The organism is Acinetobacter sp. SwsAc6, assembly GCF_013391565.1.
Lineage (GTDB): Bacteria > Pseudomonadota > Gammaproteobacteria > Pseudomonadales > Moraxellaceae > Acinetobacter > Acinetobacter cumulans.
Map to the genome: position 1 here is coordinate 1 of NZ_JACAXE010000013.1, position 20,755 is coordinate 20,755.

Sequence of the window (20,755 nt, forward strand, 5' to 3'; positions counted from 1 at the left end):
AGGCTGTTTTGGAAGCAGGAATATCAACACAAAAGCATTGAATAATTTTTTTAATCTTGTAGTGACTTAATTTACTGTTTTCTATCATGATTCTAGACTAACATAATCATTTTGCTAGTCTAGAGCCTTGATGTTTATAACATCATTTGAGGAGCAGAATATCACTTATAGGAGTTGTTCAAATTTACGGATCCATCTCTCTCTCGTACACTTAGAAGATAAGCATCTGGATTCGTTTTTAATTCTTTATCTAACATTATTAGCTTATTCAACATATCTTGGTTTGTCGTCTTGGGAATGATCCAACCGCCAAAACTAATATTGTTTAATTTGATGTTAGGTAGTGGATCTTGTCTATTTTGTTCCAGTAACCAAAGATAGTTTTCACTACAAACAAATAAGACTTTTAATTCCTGATCAATGCGCCGTAAATCACAATATCTGAATAGGTTTACGTTACCTGGTGCTTCAGCATTGATAATTGGTTTTTTTCTTGTTTTTTCACCATGTAACTTAAAGTATTTAACACAACTTTCAATGTCACTTTTTAAATTGATTGGTGCAGTTTCTATTGGTGCCTCTGATAATTGTTCTTCAGCATATTCAAAATAGATCCAACATACATCTTGGTCTTTTAGCTTTTCAAAAAGCCAATCTGGAACGTCATGCAATTTTTGTTTTAGTACAAATGGTTTTCCTACATTCGTAATCTTGACGCTTCTTTTCTTGTACGTGTCCAGCTCCCCTATCTTCTTCACGCCACTTTTATATAAATAACGGTTTTTGAGAACTACTTTACTCTTTTTTACCTCTTTTTCAGGTTTAGGATCAGTACTGGATTTTTCAGGCTCAACATTCAAACAAAAGTAATCTATTCCTTTGGTAAACAATTGAAACTTCCCCTCCTTTTCAATTAAGGCAAAATTCCCTCTGATTTCAGCACCTACTATATCTTTAGATATTAGAAATCGATCATCAACGGTTTGTTCATTTAAGAGCAGTAAAGCCGATTTAAAATCTACTTTGTGTTCTGGTATTACAACATAACCGTGGTCAAACAACTTTTTGCTCACTCGGATAACTGTGTAAATATCCATAACCAGCTCCTTATATTATTTCCTGTAATTTTGGTTGATGTATTCTTGGATCGCTACAATTCTTTTTTCTGAAGTAGGATGCGTTGATAAGAAATCAATTTTAGTGCCCTGTTTTTCTTGGGCTACTACTTTATTCCAAAAGCTGACTGCGCCCTGTGGGTTGTAACCAGCACGAACCATAATATCAACACCTAGAAGATCCGCTTCACTTTCAAGTTTGCGCGAACCAGGTAAGTTAACCCCATAATCGCCTAGTAAACTTGTGCCAGATACAACCATGTCACCAAGACCAGCCGAACTAGCTGCAAGCACACCTAAACCAGTTAAAAGCTTTTTACTTACCTTTTCACGCCCATGATCACGTAAAGCATGTGCAATTTCGTGGCCGATCAGTGCAGCCAATTCATCATCAGTTGCATTAATTTTTGTGATAGAACCAGTCAACACACCGATCTTGCCTCCAGATAGACAAAACGCGTTGATTTCATTATCTCGGATTGTATTAACTTCCCAATTCCAATTTGCTGCGTCAGCTCGATAATGTGGAACTTGTGCGATAAGACGTTTTGCTACTCTATTTACTTGAGCGTTATTCACAATCAATCCACGCTGTTTAGCAGTCGTGATGATGTTGTTGTAAGACTGAGTACTTTGCTGAAGATATTCTTTTTCAGAATACAACATGATTTGTTTGCGTTTAGAACCCATTCCATCAATAGTACTAGATACGCAACCAGTTAAAAGAGATCCGGCAACAGCCAAAACACACAAAGATTTCATCTTAAAATCAAACATTTTGTTTTCCTTTATGTTTAAAAACATTTAACAAGTTAAAACTGCGCTTATTAAGCTTGTTTTTATCTTCCAAATCAGTAATACATTTAAACTCTTTTAAGATGTTTTTGTAATGCTCTTTTTGTTCATTTTCTGACTTATTAAAACCTTTCAAAGCTAACTGTTCAATAGTTTTAGGGCTGAATAATTTCAGAAGAACTATATTTAATATTAAAGTACCAGCCAGTAAGCCCAACGCATAAAGCTGAACAACTGAAGTACTGTATTTAGGTTCCATCGGACCAAGTGAACCAAAGCATATAAAGCTAAATACAGATAAAGTAACTGCAGCTATAAAACTAGATACCGTAACTCTAATCTTGAACTTATATCGTGCAATTAAAGCGACAATTAAAAAACCAAAAAGTATGGTACCAATTGCCGTAGCCATTATGACTAAAAAGAGCCCAGGGTTTGTGTTTGATGGATCTAACATTTCCATAGAATATCCTTAAATAAAACCCTTGCTTTCTAATAGGGTGAAACGATCTTTAAACAGTACAAAGAATGTTTTTTTAACGCTTTCGTACTGGTGTTTGATAATGTCTAAAGCACTATCATATGCACCTAGTTTCACGTAATTAACAAAATTGGCATGATCAAAACCTTTAAGTTTGTGACGTTTAATAAAGCCCTTAAAGTCTTGCTCTTTTTCTTTAAATTGATTCTCAAATTCAAAGAAAAGTTTGCCTAATTTCATGCTGTATAGTTTTAAATTGACAATAAATTCGACTAAAGGTGTTTCATTTCCTCTAATCGTAACCAGCATGTCTTTATCTTTTGTGATTTCGAGCGATGGTAAAAAATTAGAAAAATTAACCAGTAGATCACTTAATAAAACTTGTTTATTAAAGTATGTGACCAAAACAGGTGCGCTATCTGGCACATACGCTTTGATACGTTCAAATTTACTTAAAGCTTCTGGAGAAGCATGACCACTAAGGGCTAATTTCACTAACATATAATTCACTCGACATCTAATTCATTTTTTAAAACCAATTTGTATTTTGGATGAACCCCAAGTCTAAGTTGAAGTAATGTCCACGCTTGCTTTGTTATTAACTTTTCGCCACTTTCAAACTTTGACCACTGTATATTGTTGTACAATCCTGTGTGACTAGACATTTTGGTTTTACTTAAACCACTCCAGACTCTTAGTTGTTTTCCTAAGACTGGTATTGGAACCAGCATTAAACCATTGTCCTCTTGTTCCTTTAAAATCTTTAAAGCTGCCTTTTTACCTACTAATTGACCGCCATCTTCACAAATATAAGTAATACGAGCTGTATATTGTTCAGAGTTTAAGCACTCTTCTAACAATGCTAGAACTTCATCCTGAGGATTCGTTAAACCCCCTCCAACCGTATCGCCTGTATCAGTTTTAATCACGAGTTATACCTTTTAAGATAGATATTCTTATAGTATATACGAAAAACATTTAAAAGATTTTTTTAAAAAAACAAAATGTTCATTTTTTGTATTTTAGCTAAAACCACTTATAATATGATTATTGGTATTAACCAAAGTTTAAAACATATTGAAAGGTGTTTAAAATGACTAACTCTAAAACTAACGCTAAAACCAAAGAGAACCGCTTAAACCAAAATGGCAGTTTAAGCAAAACCGACCAACGCAAGCTTAAACCTATTTCTTTTTGCTTATTAGATACAGAACAAGTGACAATGCTGGAGAAAATTGAAAAGTTTCAATATGGCAATTTCTTTAAAAACATTATAGCTTCTATGACTGATGAAGAAGTTGAACAGATCGCGAATAGCAACAAGAAAAGCGATCCAATCATTCCTCAAAAATTACTAGATCTAAACATCACAAAAGGTTTCTTATCTTGTCGTTCAATTGCAAAGGTGCTTTTTAAACACAATAAAGTTGAATCTATGCTGCATGAGCTACGTAACTTTATCTCTGACGAATTCATTTTAAAGTTAGCTGAAGACCGCAACTTAACACTATCTATAAGCGACTCAGAAGTCGATTCTAATACCTCTTCAGGTATGTTTGATGATCGCTATGCGATGGCTGATACTGGCTATAAGAGCCGTACAACACCTGTTTTCAATCAGCAAAATATTGAATCTATAAAATCCATTGTTCGTGAACATGAGAAGCTTCCAAAACATGTCGAATTAGACAATGATTTCATTGAACAGTTTATGAATGACAATCCTGAAGTATTCGCAAAATTATAAAAACACAAACAAAAAAAACCATCTAATTTTTAGATGGTTTTTTTATGTCTTAATTATTTCTAGAATCAGCTATAAAGCTTCGCTGGCTCGTCTGCAACTGGTATCACTGGCTGTACTTCTTGCATAAGAATTTTAGTCACTTCATCCAGTGGTGCAATGTTGGAAGGTAAAAAATCTATTGCTTCAGGAAATTGTGATTTAAGGTAAGCATCTATGGCTTTGTGAATAGCTCGGTACCATTCTCGCGATTCGCTCTCTAAATTAAACATGCTTGAAATTGAAGCTTCTAGATCCGCAATATATTTACTTGGTAGTAAAGCTTTACGCTCCATATAAGCTTGATGTGCCATAGCAAGCCAGATAAAGCGATTTAATTCCTTACTACTTCCCTCTACGCTATTATCTTTAAAGTTCAACGTTCTAAATTTGCAAATGTGAAAATGTTGCTCACTAAAATATTTAAAGAAATCTTCATACTCAATTACAGAAATGGATTTTTGTAGCACCAATGGTATATCTAATGCGAGATCCACTTCGACTTTACGTGTACCAATGCCATTTTTAATAACAAATTTCATATTCACCTCAAAATAAATTAAATTGTTTAAAGGTGTCTTTATCATTAAAAGTAACCAGGTGATGCGATTCAATTAACGATTTAAGGTCCTTAGCCTGAGCAACTGGCTGTATTTCAATGCTGGCGATTTGTGCAGCTTCATGAATTAACCCTATGATTTGAGCACGGCTTTCTAAATATGCAGATAGATCGCGAGTTTCTTTGAATGAAGAAATGACAAAGTTAATATTCTTTTCTAAATTCTCACTCAAACTGCTTAGTGTTTGGTTAATTGGTGCATACTTTTCTATATGCTCTAAGACTGTTGCATGATCTAGAAAAAAACTAACTTCCAGCAATAATGAATTGTAAAAATCAATAAAGTTCGTTTCTTTTTCAAAGATGAAAATTTCTTGGCCATCTTCGTCATTAGGTATCTCAATTGAACCTTTTGAGATCTCAAAACTTTCATCCCCCAACAATGTATGCAGAATTCGGCCTAAGTGTTCTGCATGTGGTTTGCTGTTAGTAAAGTTGATTTTCAAGTTTTCATTTGAATCAGCAATACGGACTAAAATATAGTTTGTTGTGTGAAATAATTCATCTGCATTGTCAGTAAAATTTAACATTGAAATCTGATTATCTGTTCCAGCATCAGAATCAAGTTGCTTATCCAAAAATTCATGGTTATCAATAAAAAGCTTAGCTACACCGTTTGTAATAATGCTTTCGTATTCACCAAAGTTTTGTGCAAGGTATTCGCTCATTAAATTTGGCAGAACTTCTAATAAACTTTTTTTAAGATCCGATAATTCAATAGCAGAATTGAATAACGAATCTGGCACAAGGTTCTCTACCTCTTCATCAAGTGCTTCATCGTTTGGTGACAACCCTTTTTGCTGTGCAATTGCATTACGGAAGGAAGCCATAATTGAGATTGTCAAAATTGAAAGTGTTACCGTTTTAACCCATTCACTTTTCACATCGTTAGGCACGTAAAAAGCGCAATTACTAACCCACTGGTGGTTATGATTAAGAATCCGCTTTAAAGGGGTTTTAGTGGCTGGAAAAATTTCAAAGACAGTATTTAAGATTGGGTTTTTACCCAATTTGATGCTTTTATTATTACCGTAAAAATAGATGCTGCGAATATCAGACATAATATACTTTCTTAAACTTAACGTTGGTTACATATTATCACTGATTTAGTTTTAAAAAATATTTTTTAAAACTATTAATTTTATTTTTTTGTGTTTTAATTCTGCCCTTGTTCACTGCTTTTAAAACCCAAAAAAACAGGTAACTTTTGCTTAGGCTACGGTGGGAACTTGGTATTACAGTGTTATTTGGTAGCTAAAAAATTAAACATTGATAAACTATTGATAGTAAAAGAGATAAGGAATAGATAGATTTCTTTGCGTGTAGGGATATACTTTTCATCAAACATTTTGTTTATCGCATACAGAAGTGAAGAAAAACATAAAATGAATATGATGATTTGCAATATATATGATGGAGTATTGAGGGTTTCTGGTAGATATTTAATCTTGTATATCGTTGTATTTAAAAACATTTCAAACACAAAGAATACAACTACAAAGATGTAGCAAATATTGAAAATGGCAACTAAGTTGTATGCCGATTTGAGTACCAGGCCTGTCATCGATTGTTCACTTGAATCAATCTCACCCGTTTTTGGAATTTTAAAAAGCACAACGCATTCCAGTTTTAAGAGTGTATCTATTATACTTTTAGAATACCTTTTATCAACTATAAAACTTTGTTATTAAAATAAAAAAATGGCCTTTTAAGACCATTTTAAAACACCCTACCCTCCTTTTAAGACTAGCCGTTGTGCTTATCTTTAGAATCACGGTAAGTAGAGATATGGTAGAAGAAAAAGCACGATAAAAGTGAGAAAAGCACCACCCCGAACGTGTTCCAAAATCTGCTATTTGATAGTTCAGAAATACGTTTATTGATTTCTGAGATAACACATGGATTCGCTTTTGCAACTTCAACATTTACATTGCAGACTTCAGCATATTGGAATAGGAATGTTTTATGGCCAATATCATACATTTCTTGGATCTGGTTAATATTGGTCGTATTCAGAAGAACCATAACAAGAGAGATCAGTGCTACAAATATAGAGATAACAAGAAAGCACTTCACAATGATTTCACGAGCCACATCATCAACACCACTTAAATATCTTTCGAGCAATATATTTAGCTTAGTTCGACCATCAAGGATAATGTTATAGTCATGTTTTACTTCATTATTTCCTGTATGGTTTTGATTTGTTGGTTCAACAGGAATGTCAGATAATTCGGCTGGTAAAGTGACTGCAATTACATCTTTTTGTTCTTCAGGTGCTAAACTTTTATTGCTGCTGTTTGATACAAAATCTTTTAATAAGGGTACTGGCTCACTTTTAAGGTGTTCTGTTTTTACAACCTCGTGAGCCGACTCATTTGCATCGAATAAGATCTTGTCTGTTCTTTCTGGATGCTTGAGATGTATATATTGATAAATAAAATAATTGATCTTTTGCTGTAAGACCGGGCTTTTATCAACTTCACTTTCCACATCTGCACCAAAAGTCTCAGTTATAGATGATTTTAATTCTTGTACTTCGGATTGATTCAGCAATTGATATAGTTCATATATTGTTTTAGAACTGATCATGATAAAACCCACATTAATATTCATTAAACTGTTAGTAGTATATAGAATGTGGTTTTAAAATAAATAGGTATGTTTTAAGAATAAAAAAAACCGCCTTTTAAGGACGGTTTTAAAAGGGGGTTTAATTAGTATAAACAGTTGCCGTTTGCACCAATAGAGCGTCCATTCTGGCTTAAATACCGTTGTACGGTGTTAGCAACATCTCTTGGGAGTTGATTATTCACTTTTTGTATAACATCGACTTTGTATTTATTCTGACAACTCACAATACCAGCCAACATGTTATTGATCAGTGATGTATTGTCTTTACCATCCAATTTACGTGTTTCTTCGTTTATCACTATGAATTGAACAATATTTAGATAGTTATTCGTGAGGTTGTCACCACTTTTTGATGACTTGTTTAGATTCTCAATGGTCGAATTCAAGTTATTCATTCGTGCTTCAAGGCCAGAATCACCAGTGACATTTGCATTATTGTTTTGGTAACGCGTAGCTGTGGTGTTCCGATTAGAATTATATTGTCTTTGCTGTATCGGCTGTTGCTGAACCTGAACTGGTGCTTGCTGTTGAATTTGACCAGGTGCTTGCTGTTGTTGAGCTGGCACTTGCTGAGTTGAATCTTCATTTGAAGTTGCTTTTTTATACCAATCACTAAAATCGGCATTTGCACTACTACTCAATATAGTAGCCGTAAAAATTGCACATAAATAAAGTTTATTATTCATTGTCTGAACTCTCTTTACCGTTGTAGTTCGCTGGACTAATAGCTTTTAAACTGAACTCATTTGCAAGTTTCCACAACCGCATAAATGTCTTTTGCTTTTCTTGTACCCAATAGTCCTTATCTTTTTTTAGAAGATTCTTTAATACATCTGAGTTCAAGTGGAAATTATCATCAAAAAAATGTTCAAACAGGAGTTCTGTTAAATAGTTTTGAGTTAACGTTTTTTTATTTTCATTACCCGTACCAAAGAATATTTGGCAAAGCTTTGTGCTTTCACACACGAGATCTATGTATTTTTTCTCGTCTGCATTTCGCTGGTGGCGCAAATGAGGATGTGTAATAAAAATAGAATTACGTATGAAAGCATAATCAATAATTACAGTAGCTTCCGTTTTCTTTGAAATGTACTCAGCGTTTGTAAGAATTTCACAAGTGGTAACATCAACTTTGTCGCGAATATTAATGAATTCGCTTGAGAAAGTAGATGCACTTTTGTTTTCGATCTCAACTTTCTTATCACGATTTCTCAGATAAAGTAAATTATCTGCTTGCTTCATATCGTTTAGGAATCTTTCAAAGAAGTGATTACTTTTATATAGATCTTCTAGAGCTCGCGTAACATAAGACGCAACCAAATTAAGATTTTTAGCTAAATATGATGGTCCATTCTTAGTTGTATAAGCAGCTAAACGATCCTTAACAAGTTCTATTACTTTTTCAGGTTCACCATTATTCAATCGAATTGCTGAAGTGAAGAGCGCATTACTGATTTTAAGCTCATTGCCCTGTTCATCCTGAACCTTTGCACACATTTCATTTAATGTATTAAGCGCTTTACGATAGTTGGACTTCAACTGAATCTGAAAACGATAATTGCAAAAATTGTCACGATCTGGTGTACGCTTATTGCATGGTTCATACTTAACAGAAATAAATAATTCAATAGATGGATTGTTATTCAGTCTTTCTAATGAAACAAGAAGTCGTTTACGGTAAAAATCACTTGCTTTGTATTTAAATTCTACTGAAAACTCGGTTAATGCTTTGAAGTCAATGTAAGGAATAACCACTTCGCCACGAAACTCATTGATCTTCATCAAGTTATACATATAAAGATCAAAACGGTCCTTAAATCCAAGAACCGTTAAAGTGTCGAGAACTGTGTAGCGCCCCTTTTTATCAAAATCTAATTCAGATAGATTGGCAATCAACGTTTCTTCAAGCTGATAGCAAATAAACGCATTGTTATCTAATTCAAAATAGCCCGTACTGGCAAACATTCTTTTATGAGTTACGCTGTCTACGTCATTTCTTGAAAATGGTTCGCTGTCCATTTGGCGTAAAGAGCTCATTGGTAGCATCACTTTACCAACACTATTTAGCGTATTCCATGCCAAAGATTTGATACGGCCATTGCTAAGGTAATTAGCTTTATTTTTGAATAAAAGAATTTGACGGATGTATTCAAAATTCAGAACAAAGTTGTTCGCTAGTTGTAATGCTTCAATTTGGGATAATTCAGGTTTTTCAGCGATAACGCGCTGCAGCTGATGTGCATACTTATTTTTGGCATTCACCAACATTAAGTAAAAAATGAATTGATCAACAACTGGAATATCTAGATAACATTCGACTATGAAATTACTGATTTTGTTGCCGTAACCCAAGAGATCCATGGTTTTTGTTTCGGCATTAATAATTGAGTCTTTGATTGACTGCGATAGTCCAAAAATTTCATCTTCTGAAATTCCTTTACTTATGCAGACTTGTGAAGAATCTTGCATAACTGCTCCACTTTAGACAACGTACAACGTACATTGCCTGAGATTGAATTAAAAAATAAAAATAAAAATATATTTGCAACCCAACTAACGTTGTAGTCTTTTCGCTTTAAAGCTGTGTATATACTAACTAAATTTTAGACAATAAAAAAGCCTCGTCAGAGGCTTAATTACGCAATTAACATTATTTGTTGACCGATCTGCGGTAACTCTAGTTTAGAAGTAGTGAACCTGTATGGTAGCTTCTCATATATGCTTTTAAAACTAAGAGAATTTCTAAAAAAATCAAAGCTTTTAGTGAGTTTAAAAGTAATATCGCCACTTGATAAGATTTGAATTTCGTCAATCATAGGTGCTGCAGCTTGCTTCGCATCTGTATCAATCATAAATGATAAATCACAAGCTTCACGCATGATCTGGTTGATAGTTTTCTTATTAAAATCTAGACCTGTAACGTGGTTAACTTTTTCAGCTGATACAACGTATCTACCGTCTTCTGCAGAATAAAATGCATTTAAATTATCAACTAGAATAAGCAATTCGGCAGATAAAACACCTTTTAGCAAAATATCAGACGAGCCAGAGCTAAACACATTGAAGTCAATGAGTATTTTTTGATGTCTAAGACTAAATGATTGATATTGCATATCTCGAATTCCCATAGGCATTCTGAGTAGACATTATAGCATCAATTCGTTAATTAGACTACGATTAAAAGCATTTTTAACAGTAATTTCTTAATAAATAAGACTATGAAAAACAGTGCCTTATATGAGTAATATTCACAATTACAATGTAAGTTAACCAATGTAATACTTGATCAAATAAATATGTGCTCAAGATAGGCACCCAGCGAAACTTTTTTATAAATGGTTTGTAAACTTTCTTCCGTCCTAATGACGTAAGTTATTGTTTTATAGTGGTGCCAAAATACGAGCGAAACTTTTTTATAAATGGGTTGTAAACTTTCTTCCGTCCTAATGATGTAAGTTGTTGATTTATAGTGCTGGCAAATTTCGAGCGAAACTTTTTTATAAATGGGTTGTAAACTTTCTTCCGTCCTAATGATGTAAGTTGTTGATTTATAGTGCTGGCAAATTTCGAGCGAAAGTTTTTTATAAATGGGTTGTAAACTTTCTTCCGTCCTAATGATGTAAGTTGTTGATTTATATTGCTGGCAAATTTCGAGCGAAAGTTTTTTATAAGTGGGTGTAAACTTTCTTCCGTCCTAATGATGTAAGTTGTTGATTTATAGTGGTGCCAAAATACGAGCGAAAGTTTTTTATAAATGGGTTGTAAACTTTCTTCCGTCCTAATAGCGTAAGTTATTGATTTTACTTTTTTGTCCAGATCCAATAGCTCAACTATCATAGATAGTATGTTTAGTATGTTTTAAGGTTAGGTTATAACTTTTTGGCTGTACCTAACTTCCAGCGAAAGTTTTTTATAAATGGGTTGTAAACTTTCTTCCGTCCTAATGACGTAAGTTATTGATTTATAGTTGTGTCAAAATACGAGCGAAAGTTTTTTATAAGTGGATGTAAACTTTCTTCCGTCCTAATGGCGTAACTCATTGATTTTCTGTTATAGTCTGAACTCAGCGAAAGTTTTTTATAAATGGGTTGTAAACTTTCTTCCGTCCTAATGGCGTAAGTTATTGATTTGTCGTAAAACAAGCTAAATAGCGATCGTTGGGTCATATATAAGGGCTATTCCTCATAAAATCTGAAAGTCTTTATTATCAAGGCTCTCAGGAAATTGGAGAAGTTATCCGCAACGTTTTGAATTTAATTTGCGCTCAAATGAATTTAATTTGCGCTGGAAGTATTTTTTATTCTATTTAATTTTATTATAAACAGCGACTTACAACACTTGCTAGTTTGCAAATTTCCAATATTGCAAAAAGCTAAAAAATGAACAATATTTTACTCATATTTTTAAATTCATTCTAATATACAAGAACTTAATTTGTGGATAGAATTTAATAGGAAAGTGGATAAAAACATCAAAAACCAGCTAAAAACGCCTTATTTTCTAAAAATTCAAATTCAATTTGCGCTCAAATGAATTTGATTTTCGCTCGTACCATTTGTGTTTTTCCGTACTAATCCTGTAATATCATGAAAAATAAGCATAAAAAATGTCCCTAATTAACTTCCCTTAATTAGAAAGATAATAAACAAAAAATTTCTTTTTAAAAATTTACTCTTAAACTTTTTAATATATTTTTTAATTTTTTATTTGCCTCCTTAGTATATACCAATGAGGTTTTGTAGTATTTTATAAATAGCTTGAGTCAATGACCAGCAATCAAAAATATAAAGCGTGGAATTTAAGAAATGAGTAAAAGTGATAATACGATTAAACGTATCGTCATGACTGTAGATCAATTTTACAAACATGATGAACAAGACGAGCTGTATGCATACGGCTTTGATATGTCTACCAATGAACCAGTTCGCATACGAATGAGTTCATCTGAAGAATTCACGAAGATCATTAATAAACTCAACAAGCATCATACTGAGAATGTTTCAGTAGATGAAGTCCACGCAAAATTTGATTCTGGACGTAACCAACGTACTTCATTAGACACACATAATCGCGGTGCTAACCGTGGTCGAATTATCTGTTTTGACAAATGTGTTGACTCACCCTACGAATCTCTTGACGGTTATAAAACTTATGTTGCTCAGTGGTGCAACGTAATGAGTAACAACCCGAATTCACAATTAATCAAAGCAGTCACTTCTATCAATGTGCATCAACAAAAAAACGGCGATTTCTTTGTTAAAGCTCAAATCATTGAAGATGCAGCACATATGCAAGTGCCCAATGTAAAAATTAATTCTCCAGCACTTCATAACGCTATTATTAAAAATAATTTACAGCTTCTTGTTAAATCTTTATCGAATAGTACTGACAACCAACCTGAGCGCATTCCATTTTCAAAAATTGTTGTGCGCTATGAGTCTGGTTCTGTATTAACTACAATCCCATTGATTCCAACCTATGACAGTGCTGATCGTGAAAGTGTTAAGCAATTCGCTAAGCCAGATCCGTTGATGCAACGTGGCGGTATTGATAAAACTAAAAAGTCTTATCGGGTTGCTAAAGATCCGATTGAAAGTATCAAAGATATTTTGAACGGCAATGACTTTCACACCGCAACTTTTGATCCAAATTTTGTACCATCCAACCAGCATGAAAAAGACCAGTTCGATAAACAGGCTCAGAACGTTTATGTTATGGACCAGGCCCGTATTGCCCTGTTTGCATTACTTGGCGATCGACAAATTAAAGTGTTCTACAATGAAGATGTAGACAAAGAAAAAAATCAAAATTTAAAACGTCTTTACGCTGGCTTGGTGAGTCAAAAATTACTGCCTGAGGTTTATCATGGCCAACAACTACAACTAGGTGCGCTTTACAAAGACACGTTCTTAAAGAAATTTTTCAACAATAAAACGCCTCACGCTGGTTTTCGCAAGGTAGATCCAGAAATAGATTTACGTACTGGTGAGGGTGTTCGTGGTGTTGGTGCACCTCCCCTAGTGAATCAATTTACCGATGACTACGGCAATCCAAAACCGCACGACTTAAATCCTCAATTTTTAAGTCAAGTTGATCGTCAGACCATGAATAAATTGACGCATGCAAAACAGCAATTTGCTGAAGCGTTTATTGTTATTCAACCACACCAACGGAACTCGAATAATTGTTTTGTCTCGTTTATCGAGCCTGTTGAACTTACTCAAACCCGTATGAATGCGTTGAACTTTTCAGAAATTACGGTAGAGCATGTACAGCAACATAAAGCTTCAATCGATAGTCCGTTATCTAAGAACTTCAACCACGATCTTTTACCTGATCCACAAGAGTTAATGATGAAAGTCAGACAGCCAGAAATGGATGTTAAGAAAAGCCAAGAAAAGGCTGCGACTTCTGATGTCTATAACGACATGACTTTTTAATCAAATTTAATAATTCTTCTTCAGGTTCGCTATGACTACTCATGATTTAAACGAAAAAATTAAATGGATCGACTTATCACAAGCTGGTGTATATCTCGATGTACGGCGTGTTGGCCAGACGGATAGCCAATTACTCTTATTGGACGTTCAAAAAAAACTATCTAAAGAAAATTTGAATAACATTGGTTTTACACCGATGAAGTTTGAGGCTTATCCTCACTTTGACGGTCACTTGTATCAATACAATTTGAATGAAACGATCAAACCAAGACTGTTTCATGAAGTTTTGGGTATTCCAAAAGAATTTATCCGTAGTGTGCTTGCGACTCGCCAAGAATTGCATGATTTGTTCAATGCCCAAGCAAAAACATTGGTGCCACAACGATTGAACGTTGCGTTGAATAGTGCAACTCCACTCGGTTATAACTCTGATGGCAACAAAATCTATGCTTCAGCTCATAACCGTTTTTACGTGAATGCCCAAGGTACGCAAATACCTGAAGGTCCTAATGATCAGCCGTCTAGTCTGTACTTACGTGCGACCAAGCAAAAAGATTTAAAAGAATGCTTAAGAGGCTATATCTATCAATTAGAACATGAAACAAAGAGCCATAATCACCAGGACTTTTTAAAGTTTTTAGCTCTAATCACGCAAGCCAAAAATGCTGACGTTGATGTATCCAAGGTAACAGATAAACAGATCCATACTGCAGAAGAAGCGCTTGAAACAGTGATGGTCGAAAAGTTAGGTGAGCTTGATTTTACTGAGAGCTCATTTAAAACGAGTTTAGCGTTATACAATCGCATGCCGACTAAGACCATGCGAAACAATACGATTCGTATGTTACAGCAATATTCGACTCCAATCCCGATGTCACTTGTGGCTCAGCGCTTATTGATTGAGGGTGATAACCGAACAAAACAAAACTTTTCCGTGCTCGAGCCAACTGTGGGTAATGGATCTTTAATCGGTTTATTAACCCAAGAGCGTAATGCTTCTGTCTATGCGGTTGAGTTAGATCCCAAACGTGCTGAACGTACAAAAGCACTGACTCAAAATTATGAATGCACGGTTGTTACTGCAGATGCTACACAAATTGATTTTGAGCAAACGTTTAAGCAAAAAGTTGACTATGTGATTGCCAACCCTCCTTTTGGTGCTATGGATAAACTAGAACGTGTTGCACCAATTTTGGTTCAACAGCGTAACGGCGTAGATCCAAACCCATTATTGGTAGATCCATCAGAAAACGTCTGGTTCAGTACGGATAAATTGGACCATGCCATTCTGGTTAAATCACTAAACGCACGAAACGATCAAGGGCGTTCAGTTTTCATTATTGGCTCAGATAAACAGATTTCAGATGGTACGGTTGAGCGTAAATCAAAGAATTTACTTAATTATCTCTATAAGCATTATGAAGTTGAGGCGGTTGTAGAAATCCACGGCAATGCATATGCACGAAACGGCGCTAATCAAAATGTTCGTATGTTAGTGGTAGGCAATCGTAAAAACGAACAAGCGTTACTACAAACTTACCAATCTTCTGTGGTACCAGATAAGTTGAAAGTCATTACGGACTATGACGAACTTTGGGGATGGGCTAATAACGTAATCTATAATCGTTTGAATCCGAATAAGGATCTATACTTCAAGCCAACTACTCCGACTCCAGTTGAGCAACAAGCACAACAAGCACCAGTGGTTGAACCTGTTGTTGAGGTTAAGCCTGTTGAAAAAGAAAATGACGATTTGTTTGCCAGTCTAGGTGATGAACAGCCTGTTTCGCCACTTGAAGATATTGCATCAAGTGTAACGCCTACGTCTGCAGTCACTATGTTTGATGAAGTCGTGGTCGCTAAAGAAGAAGAGATTAAGCAAGAGGAAGCTGTCAAACCAAAACCGATGTTTGGTCGTAAACCTAAATCAAAACCGAATAAAGTTTCTTTTGACTTCGGAACCGTTGAAGTTAGTACGCAAACAACCAGTTCAGATGATGATGTACCTACACCAACTGAAGCTACACCAACGTTTGAAAATGAAAATGACAATGATTTCGTGCCTGAGGTAAAGAATCCGCACGAGAACCAAAATCTGGATGAAGACCTTGACGATGACGTTAATCTTCAAGTAGGTGATACCACGGCGACCAATGAGGGTGAAACACCTGAACAAACACCAGCTGAAGAACCAGCGGTAGAGCAAGTAAAACAGGAACCGGGTTTAACTGCTGAAGAGATTGCTAAGTTAAATTCTGAATTAGCGATCGGTACTGAGCAAAAAGAAGAACCGACTGTTGAATCTGACCAATCAAATTTACAGCCGATTGTTCCTGTTCCTAATGCTGAAAACACAACAGAACCAACTCCGGAAAATATATACCAAGTTAAGTATATACCGATGTCTATGGCATCTGAGCCAATTGCTTTAGTGGCTAAAAACCAGATTAAAGCGATTAATCAGGCAAATGCTCAATTGACTACACACATCCAAAATGTATTAGGTTTTGGGGGTATCAATTTCCAAGCTGAAGTCGATAATGGTAACTACCCTACTCTTGTTGATGCCTATGTCGCTAAGAAATTGCAATATGACAATTTTGATGCACTAAAGTCCGCTTTTGCATGTGAACAGGTCGATGCGGTTGCCCATATCATTTTACGTTTTGACCAAAACTTACCTGTGCTTATTGGCGACCAGACGGGTTTAGGTAAAGGTCGTATTGCAGCTGCGTGTTTACGATATAGTGCGTTAAGAGGAAAGCCCCCTGTTTTCCTTACAGATACAACGCAACTCTTGAACGACATTTGGCGTGATATTGTTGCTACAGACAGTGACAAGTTCTTTAAAGATCCGTTTATCTTTAACTCGGATGCTGTGATTAACCGCTTTGGTACTGAAGAGGTTTTATTCACTGGCCAAGATCTACCTAAGGAAATTGAAGATATTCCAGCGCAACATGACTTGGTATTGGCAACGTATAGCCAATTTAACCGACCAAACCGGAAACGTGCGTTATTGACTCGTTTTATTAATCAAGACACTGTTTTGGTGATGGATGAAACGCACCGTGCAGCATCCTTGAAATCAGCTACAAGTCAATTTTTCTTAGATGTTATTGATCAGACCAATCTAATTAATTTCCAGTCTGCATCGGCAATTAAGAAACCTGAAAATCTTGAATTCTTCCATAAATTGTTCCCTCGATCCGTATCTCGTAATGACTTACAAAAGGTTATCGATAATGCAGATGGTCCAATTTTGGAGTTTATTTCTGAAGGTTTGGTAGACAGCTCTGCCATGATTCGTAGAGAGCAAGATCTCTCGCACATTACCATTCAAACCTTTGTGCCAACTGAAGAGGAAATTAAGAAATTTCACAATTACTCAGATGTTCTTTCTGACATCTTGACGGACATGGTGAAATTTTCTAAAGATATTCGCCTCGATGCGCTAGAAAACATTGCCAATGATGATGATGCTGTTGCCAATTTAGACTTTCATCAGGATTCAGACGATCCGAAAAACCGTTTAAGTTTGAGTGTGATGAACTTTGGATCTCGAATGTACCAGATCCAAAAGCAATTCCTATTGGCATTGAAAACTGACTCTACAAGTGATGCTGTGATTCAGGCATTACATGAGGGTAGAAAGCCCGTGATTGGTTTGGAAAATACGGGTGAGAGTCTATTCAACATTTTGATGCAAAGTCGCATGGAAGCGATTTTAAAAGCAGATACGGCGCAAGACGTTACCGCTGATTCGCCTGAAAAAGAAAAAGCGTTTAATAACTTCAAGTCGGTATCGTCAGAAATTGAATTTCTTGAAAATGAGCTTCAAAAACTCATGATCAAAGAAAACCGTGACGCTGGCGATGAAAAAGCAGCGAAAAATATTCAAAAGGAATTGACTAAGCTTGAATATAAGCGCGGTAGCTATCTGCAAAGTCAAATTTCTGTTTTAGATGAACTCCCACAATTCCGTGACTTGCTTGAAGTGATGTTAGATCGCATCGATGTGGTGAAAGCTGAAGATAACTACGGTAACTCGTTCGTTAAGAAGCTCAGTACGGAAGTGACATTTAATGAAAACGGCGATCCAGTGGTAAGTCCGTATAAAATCATTTTGGATCGTATCAAAGAAAAGATTCAAAAGTTCCCTGACCTACCTTTGATGCCTTTGGACGTACTACGTAACAAGGTGACAAAAGCTGGCTTCAAGATTGATGAAATCTCTGGCCGTCAGATCCACTTAACGGAAACAAGAGACGGCAAATGGAAGGTTAATAAACAAGAGAACAATACGACACAAGGTAAGATTTTGGTTCAATCAAAATTCCAATCTGGTGAAATCGATGTTGTTATTGTGACTCGCTCTGGTTGTACGGGTATTTCTCTACATGCAGCCAAAAACCCTGATCCTACAATTCCATCGGATCACTTGCGCCAACGTGAGTTGTTTTTCTTGCAAAAACCTGAGAACTCTACCGATACGATTCAGATGATCGGTCGTGTGGGTCGCCGTGGTGAAGAATCACATCCGATTATGACGACAGTAGATTCGGGTATTCCAGCAGAAACACGTATGCACTTAATGATGATGCGTAAACTGTCTACCCTATCAGCGAACGTCTCTGCCAACTCAGAAACCAAGTTTAACGAAAACGATTATCCTGACATGCTCAACTACATTGGCAACCGGGTAGCGTTGGACTATTTAAAAAATAACGTAAACTTGGCGAACACACTTGATATTGATATTTCGGATGATGAAAAAGGACCATCATATCGCACGGCGCAAAACTATCATGTGAACCAGTTGCTATCTAAACTGATTTTGATGCCGATTAGTCAGCAAGAACAGGTTTATCAAGACTTGGTTGTTGACTATAACGATAAGATCCGTGAATTAGACTTGTTGGGTCGTAACCCTCTCAAGACCAACTTTTTAGACTGGAAAGCTAAAAAAGTCCGTGAGTTTGAAGTGAAGGACAACTTCTTTACCGTGACTTCAGAAACAGAAGCAGCCAAGATCAATACCTTTGATCTACCTGTGCGTTTTGAAGGTCTGCAATACATTGAACATGTTGAGCCATTACGTGCTGACAATCTAAAACTCATGTTCAAAGAAAGTGATGATTATCTGGTGCGTCAATTTAAACGTATCAATGAAAACATCAATGAAACGGTACACGGACTACTACACTATGCCTATAACTTTGAGGCATTGATGTACCAAAAATATGAAGGCTTTGCTAAGCAAAAGTTATTTTTCAAAAATGGGCAAATGCGTGGTGAAGTGATTCGTGATTATCGACACGAAGTATTTGATCATTTCGGTGTTGTTGAAGCCAATGTAAAACACATTGATGATATTCAATTTCGTAAACCTGATGATCACTCTGCAGATGCTTTTGAAAAAGTAGCTGAAGCGGTTTATCTTGCCAATGATCCTATTTTGACCTCTAACTTTGATCGCATGTATCGAATTGTTCAGGATCTAAAATTCTTGGCTCGTTCTATGGAAAGGAACGAAAAAGAAGGTCATTCAGCGCATGGGTTATTGTTCCTTATCTCAAAACCTAGTCTTTTTGATGATGAAGTGACGCCAGATCACAAAACAGGTGCTTTGCTACGTCTAGACCTACCGCCGTTACGTGTAGGTGCAATCACACCGAATGCGGTTAAGCTTGATTTGGTTTACCCTGGTGATAAGAAGTCGTTTAAAGTTCCACTGATCAATTACACCATGCAAAATGCCAAGCAAGACTTGGATTGGGTAGCTCCAGTGAGTGAAAAAGGACGTATTATCCTAAAACGCTTCAATCCTGAATTTTATTCTTATGCTGATGTGAATAGACGTCATGTTGAGGATCGTCAACCCTTGGTGAACTTATTTACTGAACAAAACAATTATTCCCGTTATACGCGTACCTATTTTGAGAAAGCGCCGTCTGGTGATGTCACACGACAAGCGATTACCTTAACGGGCAATATGTTCAAGGCACATAAGATTGTCAGCTCACTAGATCTACGACATTCAACCGTTATATTTACCGATGCTGATGGTATGCGTAACCGTGCGTTATTATTGCCATCAAATACACCAACTGACTTGTTTGAAAGCTCTCTTGAAAACCAAGTGACGTTTAAGCAAGTTAAAGAGATTGCGAACTTCTTTAATCAATTGCCTGTAAACATTGATTTCAACCGCAATAACTATGTGGGTACTAAGGTTAATTTCCCGTACAAGAAAGCAAGTATTGAGTTCTACTACAACGGGTCAGACTGCTTTAATGTGACGGTGAAATCTGTTGCAAAACAGTTCAATCGCTTTATGTCGAATACCAACGTATTCCATGATCCTAAAGGCGGTAAAACAGATGAATCGTTGAACATCCACTTTACTGAGCCAGGCCGTAATGAGTTTAGATTTGCGCTTGATCTCAAGGATGTTGAACGCTTTGTTGACGAGCTGGACAGTACAACCAAAATTGAAGCTGCCTTTTTGGATTTAAAATCTAAGCTTCCTGATGGTAATGATTACTTTTTAAATGAAATTAACCGTATGCTTAATCCTCCAGAAGAGCCAGCTTATAAGGCTGAGTTACCTAAGGGTAAAACCTTAGATAACGATCAAGAAATCCAGCAATTATCTTTCTAAAACCCTCCCTTAAAAGGTATATACCAGACCATACGTGAATAACAATTACGTGTGGTCTAGTTCGTATATACCATGTATCATATCCGTGACGATCACATTGACGTTTTAAAAAACAAATACAGGTATTTTATGTGCAACTCTAATCCCTTAGAGGAATCTTCTAATAACTCAGATTTAGTGGATTTTGACAGTGAATTAGACATCACAACTGGTTTTAATTCTGA

At 35.7% G+C, this 20,755-nt stretch carries 14 protein-coding genes and 1 pseudogene; 3 read left to right on the forward strand and 12 right to left on the reverse strand.

The features are described from left to right. The 6 genes and pseudogenes from HYG93_RS10160 to HYG93_RS10185 all read right to left on the reverse strand — a co-directional run. Window positions 1-88 (reverse strand): annotated as a pseudogene (locus tag HYG93_RS10160) (IS1595 family transposase); the annotation flags it as partial. A gap of 73 nt (window positions 89-161) precedes the next feature. Continuing rightward, complete coding sequence (locus tag HYG93_RS10165) at window positions 162-1,097, reverse strand: hypothetical protein (protein WP_005028393.1); 936 nt, start codon at window positions 1,095-1,097, stop codon at window positions 162-164. A gap of 15 nt (window positions 1,098-1,112) precedes the next feature. Next, a complete protein-coding gene (locus HYG93_RS10170; RefSeq protein WP_005005756.1) occupies window positions 1,113-1,892 on the reverse strand; it encodes a M48 family metallopeptidase in 780 nt (259 codons plus the stop codon). After that, a complete protein-coding gene (locus HYG93_RS10175; RefSeq protein WP_005005757.1) occupies window positions 1,885-2,373 on the reverse strand; it encodes a hypothetical protein in 489 nt (162 codons plus the stop codon). The genes HYG93_RS10170 and HYG93_RS10175 overlap by 8 nt, the downstream gene beginning before the upstream one ends. Window positions 2,374-2,382: 9 nt before the next feature. Next, window positions 2,383-2,892, reverse strand: a complete 510-nt coding sequence (locus HYG93_RS10180; RefSeq protein ID WP_005005759.1) for a hypothetical protein — start codon at window positions 2,890-2,892, stop codon at window positions 2,383-2,385. Window positions 2,893-2,897: 5 nt separating this feature from the next. Further along, a complete protein-coding gene (locus HYG93_RS10185; protein ID WP_005005760.1) occupies window positions 2,898-3,320 on the reverse strand; it encodes a hypothetical protein in 423 nt (140 codons plus the stop codon). Between the two features lie 164 nt (window positions 3,321-3,484). Between HYG93_RS10185 and HYG93_RS10190 the strand changes: the two genes are divergently transcribed. Then, the gene (locus tag HYG93_RS10190) at window positions 3,485-4,138 is read left to right on the forward strand and encodes a hypothetical protein (protein ID WP_005005764.1); all 654 of its coding nucleotides are present in this window, start codon (window positions 3,485-3,487) and stop codon (window positions 4,136-4,138) included. 65 nt (window positions 4,139-4,203) lie between these two features. On the opposite strand, the gene HYG93_RS10195 is transcribed toward HYG93_RS10190, so the two are convergent. The 6 genes from HYG93_RS10195 to HYG93_RS10220 form a co-directional block, all read right to left on the reverse strand. After that, window positions 4,204-4,716: a hypothetical protein gene (locus HYG93_RS10195; protein WP_077170163.1), complete on the reverse strand. Its 513-nt coding sequence runs from the start codon at window positions 4,714-4,716 to the stop codon at window positions 4,204-4,206. A gap of 7 nt (window positions 4,717-4,723) precedes the next feature. Continuing rightward, entirely contained in the window at window positions 4,724-5,854 is a 1,131-nt protein-coding gene (locus tag HYG93_RS10200) for a hypothetical protein (protein ID WP_005005771.1), read from the reverse strand. Window positions 5,855-6,539: 685 nt separating this feature from the next. Further along, window positions 6,540-7,385 (reverse strand): hypothetical protein, encoded by an 846-nt coding sequence (locus tag HYG93_RS10205; RefSeq protein ID WP_024160863.1) that lies wholly within the window; start codon window positions 7,383-7,385, stop codon window positions 6,540-6,542. A gap of 125 nt (window positions 7,386-7,510) precedes the next feature. Further along, window positions 7,511-8,113, reverse strand: coding sequence for a hypothetical protein (locus HYG93_RS10210; RefSeq protein ID WP_005005776.1), 603 nt, complete (start codon window positions 8,111-8,113; stop codon window positions 7,511-7,513). Then, window positions 8,106-9,896 carry a hypothetical protein gene (locus tag HYG93_RS10215; RefSeq protein WP_005005779.1) on the reverse strand — a complete coding sequence of 597 codons (1,791 nt, stop codon included), beginning with the start codon at window positions 9,894-9,896 and terminating at the stop codon, window positions 8,106-8,108. Before HYG93_RS10215 ends, HYG93_RS10210 begins: the two co-directional genes overlap by 8 nt. A gap of 167 nt (window positions 9,897-10,063) precedes the next feature. Continuing rightward, on the reverse strand, window positions 10,064-10,540 hold the full coding sequence (locus HYG93_RS10220; protein WP_005005780.1) for a hypothetical protein: 477 nt from the start codon (window positions 10,538-10,540) through the stop codon (window positions 10,064-10,066). Between the two features lie 1,692 nt (window positions 10,541-12,232). Here HYG93_RS10220 and HYG93_RS10225 point away from each other — a divergent pair. Both HYG93_RS10225 and HYG93_RS10230 read left to right on the forward strand, forming a co-directional pair. Next, the gene (locus HYG93_RS10225; RefSeq protein ID WP_005005782.1) at window positions 12,233-13,867 is read left to right on the forward strand and encodes a hypothetical protein; all 1,635 of its coding nucleotides are present in this window, start codon (window positions 12,233-12,235) and stop codon (window positions 13,865-13,867) included. Between the two features lie 31 nt (window positions 13,868-13,898). Continuing rightward, complete coding sequence (locus tag HYG93_RS10230) at window positions 13,899-20,531, forward strand: strawberry notch C-terminal domain-containing protein (protein WP_005028698.1); 6,633 nt, start codon at window positions 13,899-13,901, stop codon at window positions 20,529-20,531. The last annotated feature ends 224 nt before the right edge of the window (window positions 20,532-20,755 follow it).

Coding starts and splice junctions, on each gene's coding strand:
- HYG93_RS10180 (WP_005005759.1), bottom strand. CDS start 2,892: ATGTTAGTGAAATTAGCCCTTAGTGGTCATGCTTCTCCAGAAGCTTTA.
- HYG93_RS10170 (WP_005005756.1), bottom strand. CDS start 1,892: ATGTTTGATTTTAAGATGAAATCTTTGTGTGTTTTGGCTGTTGCCGGA.
- HYG93_RS10225 (WP_005005782.1), top strand. CDS start 12,233: ATGAGTAAAAGTGATAATACGATTAAACGTATCGTCATGACTGTAGAT.
- HYG93_RS10230 (WP_005028698.1), top strand. CDS start 13,899: ATGACTACTCATGATTTAAACGAAAAAATTAAATGGATCGACTTATCA.
- HYG93_RS10190 (WP_005005764.1), top strand. CDS start 3,485: ATGACTAACTCTAAAACTAACGCTAAAACCAAAGAGAACCGCTTAAAC.
- HYG93_RS10210 (WP_005005776.1), bottom strand. CDS start 8,113: ATGAATAATAAACTTTATTTATGTGCAATTTTTACGGCTACTATATTG.
- HYG93_RS10195 (WP_077170163.1), bottom strand. CDS start 4,716: ATGAAATTTGTTATTAAAAATGGCATTGGTACACGTAAAGTCGAAGTG.
- HYG93_RS10165 (WP_005028393.1), bottom strand. CDS start 1,097: ATGGATATTTACACAGTTATCCGAGTGAGCAAAAAGTTGTTTGACCAC.
- HYG93_RS10220 (WP_005005780.1), bottom strand. CDS start 10,540: ATGCAATATCAATCATTTAGTCTTAGACATCAAAAAATACTCATTGAC.
- HYG93_RS10215 (WP_005005779.1), bottom strand. CDS start 9,896: ATGCAAGATTCTTCACAAGTCTGCATAAGTAAAGGAATTTCAGAAGAT.
- HYG93_RS10205 (WP_024160863.1), bottom strand. CDS start 7,385: ATGATCAGTTCTAAAACAATATATGAACTATATCAATTGCTGAATCAA.
- HYG93_RS10200 (WP_005005771.1), bottom strand. CDS start 5,854: ATGTCTGATATTCGCAGCATCTATTTTTACGGTAATAATAAAAGCATC.
- HYG93_RS10175 (WP_005005757.1), bottom strand. CDS start 2,373: ATGGAAATGTTAGATCCATCAAACACAAACCCTGGGCTCTTTTTAGTC.